19 protein-coding genes are annotated in these 14,912 nt (G+C 67.9%); 9 read left to right on the forward strand and 10 right to left on the reverse strand.

Annotated elements, in window-relative coordinates:
* Positions 1 to 12: 12 nt before the first annotated feature.
* Genes LI92_RS09345 through LI92_RS09365 form a run of 5 tightly spaced genes read right to left on the reverse strand, consistent with a single transcriptional unit; the run spans position 13 to position 4,363 of the window.
* Entirely contained in the window at positions 13 to 1,200 is a 1,188-nt protein-coding gene (locus tag LI92_RS09345) for a cytochrome P450 (protein ID WP_052740746.1), read from the reverse strand.
* Positions 1,200 to 2,312, reverse strand: coding sequence for an alpha/beta hydrolase (locus tag LI92_RS09350; RefSeq protein WP_046318289.1), 1,113 nt, complete (start codon positions 2,310 to 2,312; stop codon positions 1,200 to 1,202). Before LI92_RS09350 ends, LI92_RS09345 begins: the two co-directional genes overlap by 1 nt.
* Before the next feature lie 16 nt (positions 2,313 to 2,328).
* Complete coding sequence (locus LI92_RS09355; RefSeq protein ID WP_046318290.1) at positions 2,329 to 2,982, reverse strand: TetR/AcrR family transcriptional regulator; 654 nt, start codon at positions 2,980 to 2,982, stop codon at positions 2,329 to 2,331.
* A complete protein-coding gene (locus LI92_RS09360; RefSeq protein WP_046318291.1) occupies positions 2,979 to 3,812 on the reverse strand; it encodes an enoyl-CoA hydratase/isomerase family protein in 834 nt (277 codons plus the stop codon). The genes LI92_RS09355 and LI92_RS09360 overlap by 4 nt, the downstream gene beginning before the upstream one ends.
* An 11-nt stretch (positions 3,813 to 3,823) precedes the next feature.
* A complete protein-coding gene (locus LI92_RS09365) occupies positions 3,824 to 4,363 on the reverse strand; it encodes a VOC family protein (RefSeq protein WP_052740747.1) in 540 nt (179 codons plus the stop codon).
* A gap of 134 nt (positions 4,364 to 4,497) precedes the next feature.
* On the opposite strand from LI92_RS09365, the gene LI92_RS09370 reads away from it, so the two are divergent.
* Genes LI92_RS09370 through LI92_RS09380 form a run of 3 tightly spaced genes read left to right on the forward strand, consistent with a single transcriptional unit; the run spans position 4,498 to position 6,391 of the window.
* Positions 4,498 to 5,004: a nuclear transport factor 2 family protein gene (locus LI92_RS09370; protein ID WP_046318292.1), complete on the forward strand. Its 507-nt coding sequence runs from the start codon at positions 4,498 to 4,500 to the stop codon at positions 5,002 to 5,004.
* Entirely contained in the window at positions 5,001 to 6,014 is a 1,014-nt protein-coding gene (locus tag LI92_RS09375) for an NAD-dependent epimerase/dehydratase family protein (RefSeq protein ID WP_046318293.1), read from the forward strand. The genes LI92_RS09370 and LI92_RS09375 overlap by 4 nt, the downstream gene beginning before the upstream one ends.
* Positions 6,011 to 6,391 carry a DUF427 domain-containing protein gene (locus LI92_RS09380; protein WP_046318294.1) on the forward strand — a complete coding sequence of 127 codons (381 nt, stop codon included), beginning with the start codon at positions 6,011 to 6,013 and terminating at the stop codon, positions 6,389 to 6,391. Before LI92_RS09375 ends, LI92_RS09380 begins: the two co-directional genes overlap by 4 nt.
* Here LI92_RS09380 and LI92_RS09385 read toward each other — a convergent pair.
* Positions 6,388 to 6,735: a nuclear transport factor 2 family protein gene (locus LI92_RS09385; RefSeq protein ID WP_286134976.1), complete on the reverse strand. Its 348-nt coding sequence runs from the start codon at positions 6,733 to 6,735 to the stop codon at positions 6,388 to 6,390. The genes LI92_RS09380 and LI92_RS09385 overlap by 4 nt on opposite strands.
* A gap of 106 nt (positions 6,736 to 6,841) precedes the next feature.
* Here LI92_RS09385 and LI92_RS09390 point away from each other — a divergent pair, with 106 nt between their 5' ends.
* The gene (locus LI92_RS09390; RefSeq protein WP_046318305.1) at positions 6,842 to 7,756 is read left to right on the forward strand and encodes a DNA-3-methyladenine glycosylase family protein; all 915 of its coding nucleotides are present in this window, start codon (positions 6,842 to 6,844) and stop codon (positions 7,754 to 7,756) included.
* Here LI92_RS09390 and LI92_RS09395 read toward each other — a convergent pair.
* On the reverse strand, positions 7,743 to 8,333 hold the full coding sequence (locus tag LI92_RS09395; RefSeq protein ID WP_046318295.1) for a TetR/AcrR family transcriptional regulator: 591 nt from the start codon (positions 8,331 to 8,333) through the stop codon (positions 7,743 to 7,745). The two genes, LI92_RS09390 and LI92_RS09395, sit on opposite strands and share 14 nt — an antisense overlap.
* A gap of 168 nt (positions 8,334 to 8,501) precedes the next feature.
* Here LI92_RS09395 and LI92_RS09400 point away from each other — a divergent pair, with 168 nt between their 5' ends.
* The 3 genes from LI92_RS09400 (at position 8,502) to LI92_RS09410 (ending at position 11,082) form a co-directional block, all read left to right on the forward strand.
* Positions 8,502 to 9,089, forward strand: coding sequence for a TetR/AcrR family transcriptional regulator (locus tag LI92_RS09400; protein ID WP_286134974.1), 588 nt, complete (start codon positions 8,502 to 8,504; stop codon positions 9,087 to 9,089).
* 67 nt (positions 9,090 to 9,156) lie between these two features.
* Positions 9,157 to 10,092 (forward strand): class I SAM-dependent methyltransferase, encoded by a 936-nt coding sequence (locus LI92_RS09405; RefSeq protein ID WP_046318297.1) that lies wholly within the window; start codon positions 9,157 to 9,159, stop codon positions 10,090 to 10,092.
* A gap of 126 nt (positions 10,093 to 10,218) precedes the next feature.
* Positions 10,219 to 11,082, forward strand: a complete 864-nt coding sequence (locus LI92_RS09410; RefSeq protein WP_046318298.1) for an SDR family oxidoreductase — start codon at positions 10,219 to 10,221, stop codon at positions 11,080 to 11,082.
* 32 nt (positions 11,083 to 11,114) lie between these two features.
* On the opposite strand, the gene LI92_RS09415 is transcribed toward LI92_RS09410, so the two are convergent.
* Positions 11,115 to 11,930, reverse strand: a complete 816-nt coding sequence (locus tag LI92_RS09415) for a tyrosine-protein phosphatase (RefSeq protein ID WP_046318306.1) — start codon at positions 11,928 to 11,930, stop codon at positions 11,115 to 11,117.
* Between the two features lie 97 nt (positions 11,931 to 12,027).
* Complete coding sequence (locus LI92_RS23015; protein WP_109559829.1) at positions 12,028 to 12,171, reverse strand: hypothetical protein; 144 nt, start codon at positions 12,169 to 12,171, stop codon at positions 12,028 to 12,030.
* 132 nt (positions 12,172 to 12,303) lie between these two features.
* Between LI92_RS23015 and LI92_RS09420 the strand changes: the two genes are divergently transcribed.
* Complete coding sequence (locus tag LI92_RS09420; protein ID WP_046318307.1) at positions 12,304 to 12,993, forward strand: TetR/AcrR family transcriptional regulator; 690 nt, start codon at positions 12,304 to 12,306, stop codon at positions 12,991 to 12,993.
* Here LI92_RS09420 and LI92_RS09425 read toward each other — a convergent pair.
* On the reverse strand, positions 12,948 to 13,847 hold the full coding sequence (locus LI92_RS09425; RefSeq protein WP_046318299.1) for an alpha/beta hydrolase: 900 nt from the start codon (positions 13,845 to 13,847) through the stop codon (positions 12,948 to 12,950). The two genes, LI92_RS09420 and LI92_RS09425, sit on opposite strands and share 46 nt — an antisense overlap.
* Before the next feature lie 75 nt (positions 13,848 to 13,922).
* Between LI92_RS09425 and LI92_RS09430 the strand changes: the two genes are divergently transcribed.
* The coding region (locus LI92_RS09430; protein WP_502691426.1) for an FAD-binding oxidoreductase at positions 13,923 to 14,912 on the forward strand (990 nt) is incomplete at its 3' end.

A 14,912-nucleotide genomic window follows, 5' to 3' on the forward strand; every position in this document is an offset into this window, starting at 1 on the left:
GATTATCCGCGGCTATTTCCGTGCCGCCAGCGAATAGGAGCGGTAGCTGGTCAACACCGCGCTCGGCTCCCGGTAGGGCGGGGCCTGTGCTGCCAGCCGCGGGAACCGGTCGAACAGCGCCAGCAGCCCCAACCGGATCTGCATTCGGGCCAGCGGCGCGCCCAGACAGACGTGGGGACCGAAGCCGAACCCCAGGTGGCTGGTTTGAGATCGGGTCAGGTCGAGCCGATCCGGTTCGGGGAAGACCGCCGGGTCTCGGTTGGCGGCAGCCAATCCGAGCAGGATCGGCGCGCCGGTGTCGATCACCACCGTCTCGTTCCCGCTGGCGATCTCGATGGGTGCGCCCGCCACCCGGGAGATCATCAGAGCCGGACTGATCATCCGCACCAGTTCGTCGAGGGCGTGCGGAGCGGCAGTGGAGTCGGCCAGCAGCCTGCGTTGGCCGGGGTCGGTGATCAGCAGCGCCGCAGCCCCGGTCAACACGGCCGTGGTGGTGTCATGGCCCGCCGACAGCAAGAAGATGGCATTGTGCAGCAGCTCGTCATCGGACACCGGCAATCCGCTGGCGGCCACCACCGACAGCAGGTCGTGGCCCGGGTCGGCGCGGCGCAGCGCCAGCAGGTCGGCGAGCAGGGCCTTCATGCCGGCGGCGGCGTCGTCGGCGGCGGTGAACACCGCGCGCGGTGCGGCGGGCTCCAGCGCTGCGATCAGAGCCAGCGACCAGGCCGCCAAATTGTCCAGTTCGCTGTCGGGCACCCCCAGCAGGGTGGCGATCACCCCCAGGGGCAAGGGTTTGGCGAACTGCGCCACCAAGTCGAAGCCGTCGGGATCCAGGTCCGCCGCCAGGGAGCGGGCGCGGGCCGCGACTTCGGCTTCGAAGGAGGCCAGCGCCCGCGGTGTGAACGCCCGGGACAACGGCGCCCGCAGCCGGCGGTGATCGTCTCCGGAGCGGTAGAACAGATTGTTCTCCACGTGCGCCAGGTAGGGACGCCCCGGATCGAGCTTGCCGCGGTACAGGTTTCGCCGATCGGTGCTCACCCGCTCATCGCGCAGCATCGCCAGCACGTCGGCGTAGCGGGTAAGCACCCACAGGCCTTGGCTGCTGCGGTGGACCGGATCGGCTTCGGCGAACCGCCGCTGATAGGCCAGCGGATCGGCATGCAGGTCCGGGTCCCGGAAGTCGAAGTCGAGCGCGCCCATCAGGTGCGTTCGGCGATCCAGGACGCCACCAGATCCGCGCAGACGGCCCGGCTGTCCGTCGGTTGTTCCAGGTAGTGATCGCCGGCGATGAAGTGGAGTTGCTTGTCGGTGCTGGCCAGCGAGTCGTGGATGTGGTGGGCGTCGCTGGGGAAGACTCCGGTGTCGGCGGTGCCCTGGATCACCAAGGAGGGCAACGTAATCCGTCCCAGATGCGGGGTGCCCTGGCAGAAGGAGGTCTGCAGGCTCCACATGGACAGCCAGGTCCGCAGCGTGCAGTGCGCGGCGATGTTGTACGGCGAGCGGTTCGCGCGGCGCGGATCACCCAGGTAGCACTGGTTGAGCGGGCGGTCCGACGGGTCCAGCGAGGGGTCGAGGTAGCGCGGGTCCGCCCACACCCGGTGCACCGAGAAGGCGCGGTCGTAGGCGCCGCCTGCCTTCAGCCGCTTCAACTCTGCCTGCGCCCACGCGGTGATCCGGTCGTTGCGGTCCCGCTGGGCCTGGCGGTAACGGGCGATGAACTCCGGGGTGTAGGGCGGTGCGTTCTCCTCGGAGTACATGTCCAAAGACGGGTCACACGACAACGGGTCGGACTCGTCGGTCACCGAGGGGTCGATCCACGCGGTCAGCACCTCCGGCCGTCCGGCGTGGGCCTGGGTGGAGACGTACAGGTCGCCGGGGGGAAGGGCATTGACCGCGTCGGGAACCGGGCCGCCGCCCACGGCGGTGATGTGCGGGTCCACAGACTGCGACTGGTAGGCGGCCATCAGCGACCCGCCGCCGGAGTTGCCGAGCAGGACGATCACGTCCACACCGCGCTCTTCGCGCAGCCAGCGCACCCCGGCCGCGATGTCCAGCAGGGCGTGTTCGAGCAGAAACAGCGACTCCCCACTGCGGTAGCGGGTGTTCCAACCCAGGAAGCCGTAGCCGCGCTCGGCGATCAGCGGTGCCAGGTAGTGCTCGGCGAAGTCCACGTTGTAGTGGCTGGCGATCACCGCCACCTTCGGAGCGGCACCGCTCGGTGTCCAGTACAACCCCTGGGCGGGGTGATAACCGGCGGGATTGACCACTCCCGACGCCGAGGTGAGCGAAACGAATTCGCGGGTTACTGCCACTACATCACTCCTTCAATCATGAACGGTCATCACGCCAGCTCACCGAGCGGTACCACGTGTCGGTGAGCGTCTTGATTGCTGCTTCTTCGTCCAGTTCGCGTCCGGCGACATCGCCGCCCGCCACCAGCCAGACATAGGTGAAGTGGTTGAGCATGGCGACGATCGCCGAGCCCACCAGTTCGGGGTCGGCGTCGGTTGCGTAGCCCTTACGCTGCGCCATCCGTACCGTCTGCGCCACCCAGTCGATCGCATCGGCGCACATGTCGCGCCAGCGCTGGGCGAACTCGTCGTTGATCATCGCCAGCTGGAACACCCCGACCATGACGCCGCGATGTTCGCGGTAGGTGTCCCAGTGCGCCCGTACCGACTCCTCGATGATCTCGCGCAGATCCTGACCCGGGTGCAAGGCCTGCACCGCACGGCTTTTGGCCAACGCGCGAAAATCCTCGGCCAGCGACGCCAGCAGGTCTTCCTTGGATTCGAAATAGTGATAGAACGACGCCGGTGAGCGCCTGGCCGTCGAGGTGATGTCGGTGATGGTCGTCTTGAAGAAGCCTTTGCGGGCGATCACCTCCCGGGCCGCCTGCTCCAGGCGCGCCTGGGTGTCGCGGCCGCGGACGGTGGGACGGGCGGGCGTGACGTCCGGGGGTGCGCCGTCGGACGGTGTCATCCCGTTTCCGTCCGGTCCAGCTCGGCTACCAGGTCCGCCAGCCGGCGTTCACCGGCGGGTGTCTGGCCGCCCGCGGCCAGGAAACGCCGTATCTTCGGCAGCGCTGCACCGCGGCCGAGCACCGAGGCGAACGCCGAGCGCTCCGCCGCCAGGCCCGCGGCGACGTCCGGGGCGGCCAGGGTGGTCTTGATGTCGGCGATGTCGGCCAGCGGCACCGTGGCGATCCGGGTCACCAGCCGGTCGAGGAACGGTGTGACGGCGTCGGGGTCCAGTGCCCGGTTGACCAGCCCGTAGCGTTCGGCCAGCCCGGCATCGAGGTCGTCATGGGCGAGGATGACCTCCAACGCGCGGCCCCGTCCCAGCAGCCGAAGCAGGTGCTGTGGACCCGAACCGGCCGGGATGACCCCGATCCCGGTCTCGATCTGATTGAACACCGCCCGGCCGGTGACGGCGAACCGCAGATCGAGGTTGACCAGCAGCTCCATCCCGCCGCCGGCCACCCGCCCCGCGACCACCCCCACGGTGACCTGGTCGAGTGCCCGGAAGGCGCCGACCAGGTCTTGAAAAGAGCTGACGGCGGCTTCGGGGTCGTCGACCGAGGCAGCCAGCAGAGCCAGGTCGACATGGGCGATGAAGAAGTCGGGGTTTGCGCTTTCCAGCACCACCACCCGGGTGTCCCGGCCGGCCGGTGACCGCAACCAATTCACCAGGCGCCACAGGTCGCCCATCATCGCGGCGTCCATCATGTTGATCTCGCCGTGATCGATCAGCACCCGAGCCGCCGGCCCGGTGCGGGTGACGGCCAGCGTGGTCAGCGAATCCAGGCCCATGGGGTGCGGACTCAGCCGAGGCGGGTTGTGGTCGAGCTGGACGTGACCACTTTGGGATCCGCCGCTCGGGCGGTGCTTGTCAGCAAGGCGCGCGCCTTCTCCGGGTCGCTTTCGAAACCGGGTGTGTCCCGGCACAATTCGACCATGATCCCGTTGGGATCCAGGTAGTACAGCGAGTGGCACCAGCCGTGGTCGACATCCATCAACGCCTTGACCCCGGCGGCGTCCATGCGGGCCCGGACTTCGTTCTGCTTCTCCTCGCTTGCCCGGAAGGCCACGTGATTCACCCAGACCGGCAGCCCGTTCGGGCGCGACAGCGAACTCGACCAGTCGGGCTTCTCGCCGACTCCGTGCAGGTCGAAGAAGGCGATGCAGGATCCGTCGCCGAGGTCGTAGAACACATGCCGGAAGTAGCCGTCCTGCAGGTGCTCGACCTCGGTGTGCACCAGCGGGAATCCCAGCAGGTCCTCGTAGAAATGGTGAGTGGCTTCCAGGTCTGCGCAGGCGTAGGCCGCGTGATGCAGGCCGACGGCGGGTTTGGGGGCAGTCACGTGGGCGGTTACCTCCTCACGGCCCGCGGTGGGCCGGCGGCGTCACCGTAACACCGTTTCGAATTCAAACCCAGATTCGATTTCGGTGGCGTCCGCTCTCGACAACACTGCTAGAACGTGTTCTAGTTCATCGCATGACGAATCCGCAGTTCAGCCGTGCAGAACTGGCGGCCGCCTTCGATGTGTTCGAGCAGACCGTCGCCCGCGCCGCCGAAACCAAGGACTGGGACGCCTGGGTCGGCCACTACACCCCTGACGTCGAATATGTCGAGCATGCGATGGGAACCATGCACGGGCGCGACGAGGTGCGCAGCTGGATCCGCAAGACCATGTCGAGCTTCCCGGGCAGCCACATGACCGAGTTCCCGTCAGTGTGGTCGGTCATCGATGAGGCCGGCGGCCGCATCATCTGCGAACTGGACAATCCGATGCGCGATCCGGGCGACGGCACCATCATCAGCGCTACCAACATCTCGATCATCACCTACGCCGGTGACGGCCTGTGGCGCCGCCAGGAAGACGTCTACAACCCACTGCGCTTCGTCTCCGCGACCATGAAGTGGTGCCGCAAAGCCCAGGAACTGGGCACCCTCGACGATGAAGCGGCCGCCTGGATGCAACAGTTCGGAGGCAACGCGTGAGCCCCAAGCCCAAGCTGGTCATCGGCGCCAACGGATTTTTGGGGTCGCACGTCACGCGGCAGCTCGTCGACGCCGGCGAAGACGTGCGGGTCATGGTGCGCCCGAGCGCCAACACCATCGCCATCGACCACCTCGACGTCACCCGGTTCCACGGCGACGTCTTCGACTCCGCCACGTTGGCGCAGGCGATGGCCGGTTGCGACGACGTCTACTACTGCGTGGTCGACACGCGTGCCTGGCTGCGCGATCCCAGCCCGCTGTTTCGCACCAACGTCGAGGGCACCCGCAACGTGCTGGCGGTCGCCAAAGACGCCGGCCTGCGCCGGTTCGTGTTCACCAGCAGCTACGCCACGGTGGGCCGGCGCCGCGGTCGCGTGGCCACCGAGGACGACATCATCGACCAGCGTGGCCTGACGCCCTACGTGCAGTCCCGGGTGCAGGCCGAGGAACTGGTGCTGCGCAGCGTCGCCGAGGCGGGCGTGCCCGCGGTGGCGATGTGCGTGTCGACCACCTACGGCGACGGCGACTGGGGCCGGACCCCGCACGGGGCGTTCATCGCCGGGGCGGCCTTCGGCAAACTGCCGTTTCTCATGAAGGGGATCGAGCTGGAAGTGGTCGGGGTCGATGACGCCGCCCGCGCAATGATTCTGGCGGCCGAACGGGGCCGCAACGGACAGCGCTACCTGATCTCCGAGCGGCTGATCAAGCTGCAGGAGGTGGTAGAGATCGCGGCCGACGAAGCCGGTGTGCCCCCGCCGGCGCGCTCGATCTCGGTGCCGGTCCTGTATGCGCTGGGCGCCCTGGGCAGCCTTCGGGCGCGGTTGACGGGCAAGGACGCCGAGCTGAGCCTGAAGTCGGTTCAGATGATGCGCGCCGAGGCGCCGGTGGATCACAGCAAGGCGGTACGTGAGCTCGGCTGGCAGCCACGACCGGTCGAGGAATCGATCCGGGAGGCGGCGCGTTTCTGGGTGAAGCTGCGCGATGCCAGAAAGCGAGGTAGCCCCGCATGACCCCACGACCGATCCACACCCCGACCGCCGAATATCCGATCACCGTGACCCCGACGGGTCGGCGGGTCACGGTGCGCATCGGCGGCGAGCTCGTCGCCGACAGCGCCGACGCCCTGACGCTGCAGGAATCCACGCGTCCTGCCGTCCAGTACATTCCGCTGGCCGATGTGCGGCGCGACATGCTCACTCGGACCGCGACCGCCAGCTACTGCCCGTTCAAAGGCGATGCCGCCTACTACAGCGTGAACACCCCGGACGGCCAGACCGTCGCCGATGCGGCGTGGACCTACGAACAGCCGTTTCCGGCGGTCGCGGATATCGCCGGACACATCGCGTTCTACCCGGCCAAGGCAGATATCGCCGTCGCCGACGCCTAGATGCCCAGCACCTGGCCGGCGTAGCGGGTATCGGTGTACTCGCGCACCGAGACGATCCGCCCGTCGTGGGTGTCGATGATGAACACCACCGGACTGTCATAGTGCGAACCGTCGGCGGTCACACAGTCACCCAACGCTTCGATCACGACCGTTTCGTGTTCGTTGATGCAGCGCAGCAGGTCCAGGCCCACCCGCAGGCCCACTCGGTGCTGCTCCACGTGAAGCCGCAGCGCGTCCTTGTCGATGGCCTCGCGGGTCAGGATGCTCCACCAGGTGAAGTCGTCACTGACCAGCGCAAAGATTTCATCGAGGTCATCGTCACCACAGATGCCCTGCAGAAACATCCATGCCAGTTCCGCCTGCGGATCATCAAAAGGGGTGGACACCACACCATCGTGGCGTGGCGGCGCGCAGCGGTCAACGCGAGCGGGGAATCCCTATGATCGCGTCATCAGTACTTCGCTTTGCCGCACCGTCGTCTTCCCCGGCCCGGCCAGTCCCGGGCTGACGTTGGCCCCGCTGCGCCGCGGGCCGGGCGACCCGTGCCTGCAGATGGCCGACGGCGCGATCTGGCGAACCAGCCTGATGCCCAGCGGTCCGGTGACGGCGCGCATCACCCGAGCGGCTCCCGACGCGGTCGACTGTGCTGCGTGGGGCGCCGGTGCCGCGGAGTTCCTCGAAGGGTTGCCGGGTTTGCTGGGCCTCCACGACCAGGCGGCGGACTTCGCCCCGACCGAGCCGGCGGTGCGTGCCGCCCACCGGCGGGTTCCGCACCTGCGGCTGGGCCGCACCGGCCGGGTGCTCGAGGCGCTCATCCCCGCGGTGCTCGAGCAGCGGGTGCCCGGGGTCGACGCCTTTCGGGCCTGGCGGATGCTGGTCACCGAGTTCGGCTCGCCGGCACCCGGCCCGGCGCCGGCACTCATGCGGGTGCCGCCGCCGGCGCAGACCTGGCGGAGCATCCCGTCGTGGAAGTTCCACCGCGCCAACGTTGATGGGGGACGGGCCCGCACCATCGTGGGTTGCGCGCAACGTGCGGACGCCCTGGAGAAGCTGGCGAACCGCTCCGCCGGCCAGGCCCGTGCGGCGCTGATGTCGCTGCCCGGCGTGGGGGAGTGGACCGCGGCCGAAACCGCGCAGCGGGCATTCGGCGATGCCGATGCCTTGTCGGTCGGCGACTATCATCTGGCAACGATGGTCGGCCGCACGCTACTCGGGCATCCGATCGATGACGCCGCGATGGCCGAACTCCTGGAGCCGATGCGGCCGCACCGGCACCGGGTGGTGCGGTTGCTGACCGAAAGCGGTCTGGCGGTGAGTCAACGACGTGGCCCGCGATTGGCGCTACAACGCATCAGCTCGTTGTAGACGACGCCCCGCGGGGGCTGTCGATGCCGGCGGGAAACCGGCCGGTGTCGAGCGCATCGAGCAACTGTGCGGTGATCCACGCCATCGTGGAGTTGTCGCGGGGCAGCAGAGCCTGCTCGTAACCCACCAGCAGGTACATCGCGCAGCTGGCGAACAGATGCGCCGAGCGCTGGTTATGCAGGATTTCCAGGGCCGACTCGAAGACGATGTCGTAGCGGTGCTGGTCCACCTCGGCCTGCACCGCATGGACTCGGGGATCCGCCGAGCCCCAGGCGCGGATCGCGGATTCGGCGCTGTGCGGCAACGTCAGTCCGAGCTGCATCAGGGTGTCGAGGCGCTGCCGGGGATCGGGTATCGCCCGCGCGGACTCCGCCTGCTGGACCGTGCGGACTTCCCGCCAGTGCTGGACCAGCTCGCGCGTATACACCGGCCAACTGGTGAAGTAGTGGTAGAACGAGCCCGTCGTCACGCCGAGCCGATTGCACACTTCGGCCAGCTTGAGCCCCCCGTGACCCAACTCGGCAAGCACCTCGAGTCCTGTCTCGAAGTACGCCTGACGGGAGAGAATCGCGGCCATAAGTTGACTTTAGTTGGCCGGACGCCATTGGTATATAGCACAGCGAACTCTTAAGTTAATCTTCATTTCGCAATTCCGGGTGGACACCAGCCCATCCCGTGAAACACTTGTCCGGTGCCGAATTCTGCATTCCGCAGAGTGGGGCGGCCTCGGGGGGCGCGCTCCGGCGTGACGCGTGAGCGCATCGTGTCCGCCGCCAGTGGTGTGTTCGGCGAAGTCGGTTACCACGCAACGACATTTCAGGCCGTGGCCGAACGCGCGCAGGTCACCCGGCCGGCCGTCAACCATTACTTCCCGCGCAAGCAACTGCTCTATCAGGAGGTCCTGGCCCAGGCGGCGGCCCTGCTCCAGATGGCCGTCGAGGAGGCGCGTTCGCAACCCAACCTGGTGGGGCAGCTGTCGTCGGTGGTGGCGTCGTTCGTCCGGCTCGCCGAAGAAAACCACACGGTGGCGGCGTTCGTGGTCACCGCCGTGGTGGACGCCCAGCGCGATCCCGCCTTGCGGTCGCTGGTCGGTGCCATCCAACTGCCGACGCAGTCATTCCTGGTCGAGGCGCTCAGCGAGGCGATCGAGCGGGGCGAGCTGGACACCGACTCGGGCGTCGCCGAGTTGACCGAGATGCTGCTGGCCGTGTTGTGGGGGGTCACGTCCTACATCTCCCTGGTGGGCGCCTCGGCGGGCGTGGTGGACAGCTTTCAGGCGCTGCTGGCGCAGGATCTCTGGCGGTTGCGTCAGCCGGTGGACAGGCAGGGTTAATAGCCCGGCTAACTTTCGTCGGTAGCATGGCCTTCGACATCGGCCGTGACCCGAACGAGGTAACACCATGAGCGCACTGCGTACCCACAACGACACCTGGGATATCGCCACCAGTGTCGGCTCCACGGCGGTGATGGTCGCTGCCGCCCGCGCAGCCGAGACCGCCGGCCCCGACCCGCTGATCCGCGACCCCTACGCCCAACTGCTGGTTGCCGGGGCCGGTACCGGCGTCTGGGAGATGCTGCTCGACGAGGAGCTGGTCGCCAAGGTGGGGGCCATCGACCCCGAGGTCGCCGCGATGTATCACCACATGCGCAACTACCAGGCGGTCCGCACGCATTTCTTCGACGCCTACTTCAACGATGCTGCCGCGTCGGGTATTCGGCAGATCGTGATTCTTGCTTCCGGCCTGGACTCGCGGGCATACCGACTGCAGTGGCCGGCCGGCACCGTCGTCTATGAAATCGACCAGCCGAAAGTCTTGGACTACAAGGAGCAGACCTTGGCCGCGCACAACGTGACGCCCGCGGCTGACCGGCGCACTGTGGCGATCGACTTGCGCCAGGACTGGCCTGCTGCGCTGACCGCGGCCGGCTTCGATCCGGCGGTGCCCACGGCGTGGCTGGCAGAAGGCCTGTTGATGTACCTGCCCGCCGAGGGCCAGGACCGGCTGTTCGACCAGATCACCACGCTCAGCGCACCCGGCAGCCGGATAGCGGCCGAAACCGCGGGCAACCATTCCGATGAGCGCCGGCAGCAGATGTCGGAGCGGTTCAAGAAGATCGCCACGGCGATCGGTCTGGCGGAGACGATCGACATCCAAGACCTCGTCTACCACGATGACGACCGCGCGGACGTCCGCAGCTGGCTCGATGAGCACGGCTGGCGGGCCACCGCGCAGTCCTCCACCGCCGAGATGCGCCGGCTGAACCGCTGGGTGGACGTGCCGATGGGCGACGACGAGGATGCGTTCTCCGAATTCGTCACCGCGGTGCGGACCTGACCGGTCACAGCCGACCCGGCATAGCGGACTCGATTCGTCCCCCGTATACAGAGAAGACCTGGAAGTTGGCGCTAGGCCCTTCCGAGGGCTGTTCTAGCGTGGCGATGGAATCGAGGAAGGAAACTGATGTCCGGAGTGCAGGATCGTGTTGTCGTCGTCACCGGGGCCGGTGGTGGGCTGGGTCGTGAGTACGCCCTGACCCTGGCCCGCGAAGGTGCCGCTGTGGTGGTCAACGATCTCGGTGGTGCCCGCGACGGCACCGGGGCCGGGCACAACATGGCCGACCAGGTGGTCGCTGAGATCAAAGAGGCAGGCGGCCGGGCCGTCGCCAACTACGACAGTGTCGCCGACGCCGAGGGCGCCGCCAACATCATCAAGACCGCCGTCGAGGAGTTCGGCAAGGTCGACGGCGTGGTGAGCAACGCCGGAATCCTGCGCGACGGCACCTTCCACAAGATGACGTCGGAGAACTGGGACGCCGTACTGCAGGTGCACCTCTACGGTGGCTACAACGTGGTGCGGGCGGCGTGGCCGCACTTCCGTGAGCAGGGCTTCGGCCGCGTGGTGGTTGCCACCTCCACCAGTGGGCTGTTCGGCAACTTCGGCCAGGCCAACTACGGCGCGGCCAAGCTCGGCCTGGTCGGCCTGATCAACACGCTGGCCATCGAGGGCGCCAAGTACAACATCAAGGCCAACGCCATCGCTCCCATCGCGGCTACCCGGATGACCGAAGACATCCTGCCGCCGGAGGTGCTGGCCAAGCTCAAGCCCGAATACGTGGCCCCGGTGGTGGCCTACCTGTGCACCGAAGAAGTCGCCGAGACCGGCTCGGTGTTCATCGCCGGCGGCGGCAAGGTGCAGCGGGCGGCCCTGTTCGAGAACGCGGGCGCGGTGTTCGAGAACCCGCCGTCGGTCGACGACGTCGCGGCTGCGTGGTCGGACATCGCCGACCTGTCGCAAGCCAAGGCGGCCAACTTCTCCCTGCAGTAGCGGGTCTGGCGCCGGAGTTACCGTTGCCGGCCTTAGTCGCGAAGCGCCCTGCGCAGCGAGTCGAGGTCGGCGTCGGTGACTCCGGCGGCCTGCAGGAAACCGTCGAGCGAACCGAAGTTCTCGGCGATCGAGCGATCGGCGGCGTCCAGATAGTCGGTCCGCACGCCGAGCACTTCGTCGGAGAGGCGCGCCTCGGTGAAGGTCAGCATCTCCGGCGTGATCTCGGACTCGGGTCGCTGCCGGATGATCTCCATGAGCCGGTCGCGCAACGCCGGGACCGCGGCATTACTGCGCAGGTAGTCCTCGATGACGGCGTCCTGGTCCACCCCGGCCGCCCGCAGCACCACTGAGACGACGAATCCGGTGCGGTCCTTTCCGGCGAAGCAGTGCGTCAGAACCGGCCGGCCCTGGGCCAGCAGGGTCACCACCCGCTGCACCGCGCGGCGAGATCCGGCGAGAGTGGGGAACCGCGCGTACTCCTCGGTCATGTAGCGGGCGGCGACGTCGGCCGCGGAGTCCTCGTCAGGCTTCTGGGTCATCATGTTGCGGAAGGCGTCCTCGTGCGGTGCCGAGCTGTCCGGTGACTGGTCGCCGGCCAGATCCGGGAAGGGCAGCAGGTGGATGCCGACACCCTCGGGCACCAGGCCGGGTCCGCGGCGGGTGACTTCGCGCGGCGATCGCAGGTCGGCCACGTCGGCCACCCCCAGTCGCAACAGTTCCTCGCGGCCCTGCTGCTCCAGGCGGCTCAGTTCGCTGGAGCGGAACAGGCGGCCCGGGCGTAGCGCGCCGGTCGACTCCGAGACGTCGCGAAAATTCCAGGCCCCGGGCAGATTCGGCTGGGTGGTCACCCGGCCACGATAGGACACCGGGCCGCCGGACTTCGTGGGCAGACGCCAAACGACCCCCGATCCAGCTGGATCAGGGGCCGTCGGTCGGTTTTCAGGCTTAGATCGGCGGGTAGTTCTGCGGGGGGTAGCCGCCGCCGCTTTCGACACCGCGCAGGCCCCAGGTGAGATATTTGAAGAAGAACTCGGCTTCATCGCTCATCTCGTAATCCGGATTCGGATCGTAACCGTAACCAGGACCCATGTCCTCAACCCCTTAGCTTGGATTCCACCAGTTTAGTCGGCCGGTCAACACCACCACAGCGGACTGCCTAGAATCCTTCCAACCAGTTGATTGATTGGCCGATGACACGGCCTGGCCGAAGAGTGAGTGGACATGACAAACGGCAAGGCCACGTCCGGGGGGGCGGCCCAGAGCCCTTCCCGACGCGAAGAGCTGCTCGCGGTCGCCACCAAGTTGTTCGCCGCCCGTGGGTACCACGGCACCCGCATGGATGACGTCGCCGATGTGGTGGGGCTCAACAAGGCGACCGTGTATCACTACTACGCCAGCAAGTCCTTGATCCTGTACGACATCTACCAGGGTGCCGCGGAACGGACGCTGGCAGCCGTCCATGACGACCCGTCCTGGACCGCGCGTGAGGCGTTGTACCAGTACACCGTGCGCCTGCTCGACCAGATCGCGGTCAATCCAGAAGGCGCGGCGGTCTACTTCCAGGAGCAGCCCTACATCACCGAGTGGTTCACCGAGGAACAGGTGGCCGCGATCCGGGAGAAGGAAGCCCAGGTCTACGAGCACGTGCACGGCCTGATCGACCGCGGTATCGCCAGCGGCGAGTTCTACCCCTGTGATTCGCACGTGCTGGCACTGGGCTACATCGGCATGACGCTGGGGGCCTATCGATGGTTGCGGCCCAGCGGGCGCCGCAGTGCCAAGGAGATCGCCGCGGAGTTCAGCACCGCGCTGCTGCGTGGCCTGATCCGCGACGAGACGATCCGGGTCGAGTCGCCGCTGGGAGTTCAGCCCGACGGCGAGGCGAGGTTGCGGTCCAAGAACTCCAGCTGATCGGCGACCACCCGCTCGAACGCCTCGCCGACGTAGATGTCGAAGTGTCCCTCGGGGTAGCGCTTGACGGTGCCACGGGGAGCCTTGGCGGCGTAGCGCAGGGTCGGCCCCGCCGGGGCGACTGAATCGGTGTCGCAGACGCAGAACAGAATCGGGCATGACACCTTGGCTGCCAGCCGGCCTGGGCGGTAGGTCAGGATCTTCATCCCGATGCGGGCGGCGACCTCGTTGCGCAGGCTCTCGCCCGGCGGAACCAGCTTCAGGTAACCCGGGTAGGCATCGGGCGTACTCATCAGCGCGACATCGCCGGGGCGACCGGCGGTTGCCACCATCACCGGCGGGTTGCCGAGGCGGGCCGCGACCAGATCACGCACGGCCAGCACGCTGATCCGCGCGGTGGTCAACGGCGGAATGCAGCGCGCCGAAGCGATTCCATCGGTGAACGGGCATTGCGCCACCCCCGCCGCCACCGGCAGCCGCGCCGCGGTGGCGATCACGTGCCCGCCACCGAACGAGGTGCCCCACAGGCCGATCCGGTTGCGGTCGACACCTGGCAGGGTGTGCGCGAAGTCGACCGCGGCCGACCAGTCCGCCAGCTGCGTGCCCACATCGAGCAGCTGGCGGGGGGCGCCGTCGCTGTCGCCGAAGTTGCGGTAGTCGAACACCAGGCATGCGTAACCGGCCGCGGCGAACCGCTCGGCGTAGGCATCGAGCCGCATGGTCCGCACCGCGCCCAGGCCATGTGCCATGACCAGCAGCGGCGCGCCGTTCGGGCCGGAGTCATCGGGGCGGTACAACCACGCGCTGATGCGGTCCGCGCCGGATCGAAACGAGACGTCTTCGCGGGTAGCCATGCCTAAAGGTAGCCCCGTCTGTGGTAAACCGGCTTCGTGACCGGGACGGTGACTCACAACCAGTTTCGGAGCCTTGTGCAGAGTCTGGCAGCGGTGGTGGGTCCCGCCCACGTCACCGACGATCCCGATGTGCTGGCAGGCCGCAGCGTCGACTACACCGGTCGTTACCGGGGTCGAGCGGGTGCGCTGGTGCGGCCCGGGTCGCCCGAGGAAGTGGCCGCGGCGCTGCGGCTCTGCCGTGACGCCGGCGCGCATGTCACCATCCAGGGTGGGCGTACCTCGCTGGTGGCCGGCACCGTCCCAGAGTATGACGACGTGCTGTTGTCCACCGAGCGGCTGAACACCGTCGGTGAGGTCGACGTCGTCGAGCGACGGTTGCGTGTGGGTGCGGGTGCGACCCTGTCGGCGGTGCAGCGCGCGGCGGCCGGCGCCGGGCTGATCTTCGGGGTCGATCTGAGCGCCCGCGACAGCGCCACCGTCGGCGGAATGGCCTCCACCAATGCCGGCGGGCTGTGCACGGTGCACTACGGCGACATGGGCGAACAGGTGCTGGGTCTGCAGGTGGCGCTGCCGGACGGCACGCTGGTGAACCGGCACAGCTCGGTGCGAAGCGACAACACCGGCTACAACCTGTCGGCGCTGTTCGTGGGGGCCGAAGGGACGTTGGGTGTCATCACCGGACTCGACCTGAGGCTGCATCCCATTCCGGCGCACCGGGTGACCGTCGTCTGCGGCTTTGCCGAGCTCGAGGCCCTGGTCGAGGCCGCCCGGATATTTCGCGACCTGGACGGCATCGCCGCCCTCGAAGTGATCGATGCCCGCGCCGCGGCGTTGACCGGAGAGCGGCTCGGCGTGCCCGCGCCGGTTGCCGGCGAGTGGTTGTTGCTTGCCGAGTTGACCGGCGATCATGACCAGACCGATCGCCTCGAGGGCCTGCTGGCAGGGGTGCGATCCTGCGCGGAGCCGGCGGTGGGGTCTGACCTCGCGACACAGCAGCGACTCTGGCGGGTGCGCGAAGCGGTAGCCGACGTACTGGGAGCGTTCGGCCCCCCACTGAAGTTCGAT

The organism is Mycobacterium sp. UM_Kg1 (assembly GCF_000972925.1).
Taxonomy (GTDB): domain Bacteria; phylum Actinomycetota; class Actinomycetes; order Mycobacteriales; family Mycobacteriaceae; genus Mycobacterium; species Mycobacterium hiberniae.

Bases quoted from the DNA above. Each gene is read 5' to 3' on its own strand.
- LI92_RS23015 (WP_109559829.1), bottom strand. From the start codon at position 12,171: ATGGGTCCTGGTTACGGTTACGATCCGAATCCGGATTACGAGATGAGC.
- LI92_RS09380 (WP_046318294.1), top strand. From the start codon at position 6,011: ATGACCCCACGACCGATCCACACCCCGACCGCCGAATATCCGATCACC.
- LI92_RS09370 (WP_046318292.1), top strand. From the start codon at position 4,498: ATGACGAATCCGCAGTTCAGCCGTGCAGAACTGGCGGCCGCCTTCGAT.
- LI92_RS09345 (WP_052740746.1), bottom strand. From the start codon at position 1,200: ATGGGCGCGCTCGACTTCGACTTCCGGGACCCGGACCTGCATGCCGAT.
- LI92_RS09410 (WP_046318298.1), top strand. From the start codon at position 10,219: ATGTCCGGAGTGCAGGATCGTGTTGTCGTCGTCACCGGGGCCGGTGGT.
- LI92_RS09395 (WP_046318295.1), bottom strand. From the start codon at position 8,333: ATGGCCGCGATTCTCTCCCGTCAGGCGTACTTCGAGACAGGACTCGAG.
- LI92_RS09405 (WP_046318297.1), top strand. From the start codon at position 9,157: ATGAGCGCACTGCGTACCCACAACGACACCTGGGATATCGCCACCAGT.
- LI92_RS09355 (WP_046318290.1), bottom strand. From the start codon at position 2,982: ATGACACCGTCCGACGGCGCACCCCCGGACGTCACGCCCGCCCGTCCC.
- LI92_RS09420 (WP_046318307.1), top strand. From the start codon at position 12,304: ATGACAAACGGCAAGGCCACGTCCGGGGGGGCGGCCCAGAGCCCTTCC.
- LI92_RS09425 (WP_046318299.1), bottom strand. From the start codon at position 13,847: ATGGCTACCCGCGAAGACGTCTCGTTTCGATCCGGCGCGGACCGCATC.
- LI92_RS09360 (WP_046318291.1), bottom strand. From the start codon at position 3,812: ATGGGCCTGGATTCGCTGACCACGCTGGCCGTCACCCGCACCGGGCCG.
- LI92_RS09385 (WP_286134976.1), bottom strand. From the start codon at position 6,735: ATGTTTCTGCAGGGCATCTGTGGTGACGATGACCTCGATGAAATCTTT.